The organism is Acinetobacter lactucae, assembly GCF_013344765.1.
Lineage (GTDB): Bacteria > Pseudomonadota > Gammaproteobacteria > Pseudomonadales > Moraxellaceae > Acinetobacter > Acinetobacter lactucae_A.
Genome location: NZ_JABVBF010000287.1, coordinates 1 through 2066 on the forward strand (window position 1 = coordinate 1; position 2066 = coordinate 2066).

Genomic DNA, 2066 nt, shown 5'->3' on the forward strand with positions numbered 1-2066 from the left:
TTCTTTAAGTCCCTAGGCACTTGCTAACCTCTTTTCTTCGGCTTCTAAATTTTGCATTAGAATTGGTGAATTTTTAACAGTTTCAGATAAGTTAAACATTCTTTTTTTTGCTCGATCCAATAGGGTTGAATAAAGTATTGGGGTAATAGTGACTTGCCCCCCCCATTCTTTACGTGCATGACCTTCACCCTTCTCAATTTGATCTCCAAGAATAAACCCATGCACTCGGGTAGTCTGGCTAATGAGGCCCTTCTGTTCTAACTCTTTAACATACTTCCATATCTGATCTTTTTCAGTACTACCCAAATTAATACCAGTGGTTTTCAAATCGACAATAATGACCTGTTCTAAACCAATTTGTTCATAATTTTCATTATCATCCTCATATCTTGGTCGACTGAAAGCATTTGGAACGATAACGTAATCTGGTCTGTTTCTTGAGGCTTTTACTTTTTTAGATGCTAATTCTCGCATAACAGAAGTAATATTCTGGTTTGAGGTAAATTCTATAGACTCAAAACTAGCACCAAACATCCATAAAGCGTTATTAAATAGTGGCTGTAATTCTTGAACTTCTTTAATTCCCTTAACTTTTATTCGAGATTCAAACTCAACAATCGTGCGTAACCGCCCTTCTACCTCGTCCAAAATTGCTTTAGCCATATTTACTCCCCAATTTGTCAAGATCGCATGCAACTGATCAAGATCACTTGAAGGTATGTTAGCTAACTTTCTAATAAGATCAAACTTATTTGAACTCTGTTCAAGATTAATCAAAATAGTAGTTATGTCAGATAGAATATTTTCATCTAATCTAGGTAATTTTTTCACAGTATCTTCTACAAATTTTGTAATTTTATGCCGAGATAAATGACCAAGGTCACGTGTTTGATTATCAACTTCATGTAGAATATGATCAACTTTTTCTTGCGACTGTATAGAAAATACTTTATCAATTAATAAAGAAATTTCTTTAATCATTAAATCTTCAAACTCACTCCAGAATCCTGAATATTCATTAAAACCACTCCAGTCTTCATTAATAAGCCCTAGCTCTTGTAGATGGTCAGCTATTACTACTATATTGACTCTTTTTGCTGTTGTAGTTCTTAAATCAAATCCTGTCTGAGTTTTTAAAAAATCCCAATCAATATTACCAACTAATCTACCTGTTACCCACCAAGCAATACCTCTTTTATTTGCAGAAACATCACTATGACTAGTATCAATATATTTTATAACAATATTTTTACCCTTGAACTCTACGACACTCTCAAATAATGAATTGGAAGATATATTATTAAATCCCACCTTTTGACCATTCACAAATATATTGAAAGATGGCCTATTGGTAAATCTTGCCCCTAGTTCAGATTTTATATCATCTACTGAATACTTTAAATTCCACTGATTTTTAATTGAAGCTGTGATCTTTAAACCATATATTGATTTCAATGATGATTCTTGAACCTTTACGGGCTCAAAAATAAAGGGCTCTGTTGAACCATAAAGATCTCCTTGATTTAACGCAACCATATAGGAGAAAGGCTCTTCTCCTCTTTTAAATGATTCTACTGTATAAGTACTTCCCAAACAGAATCCAGAAAATCTTCCTTTCCCATTTTTTCCAAAAATGCTCCTTTTATCTATTACTTCATTATCCTTATTCAATATTTCAACTGTGGTATTTGAGTTAGAAGCAAAACGATTGTAGTTGAGAGTTCCCCAAATAGAAGTGAACTCCTGTGCACTCAATCCAAACCCATCATCTTCAATCATAAATTTTGGATTAGCCATTTCGCTACTTACAGGCCAAGTTATATAGACATTCTGAGCACCAGCATCATGTGAATTTGCCACTAATTCAGTTAATGCATGAATTGTGTCACTACACATTTTACCCATATAGTTGTACATAAACCGTACATCAAATTTTGGTTTAGGCAAGAGTGTTAATTGTTCCGTATCCATCAAATTTACTCCTCTTATAATTTTCGACAATTCATCATTAATTTTTATTCATAGAATTTATCACGATCCAATTATTACGGTTTTTAATACTAATT

1 protein-coding gene is annotated in these 2066 nt (G+C 33.0%); it reads right to left on the reverse strand.

Annotated features, from left to right (window positions below):
- Window positions 1–12: 12 nt before the first annotated feature.
- Entirely contained in the window at window positions 13–1971 is a 1959-nt protein-coding gene (locus HUN22_RS16715; protein WP_174731736.1) for an ATP-binding protein, read from the reverse strand.
- Window positions 1972–2066 lie beyond the last annotated feature (95 nt).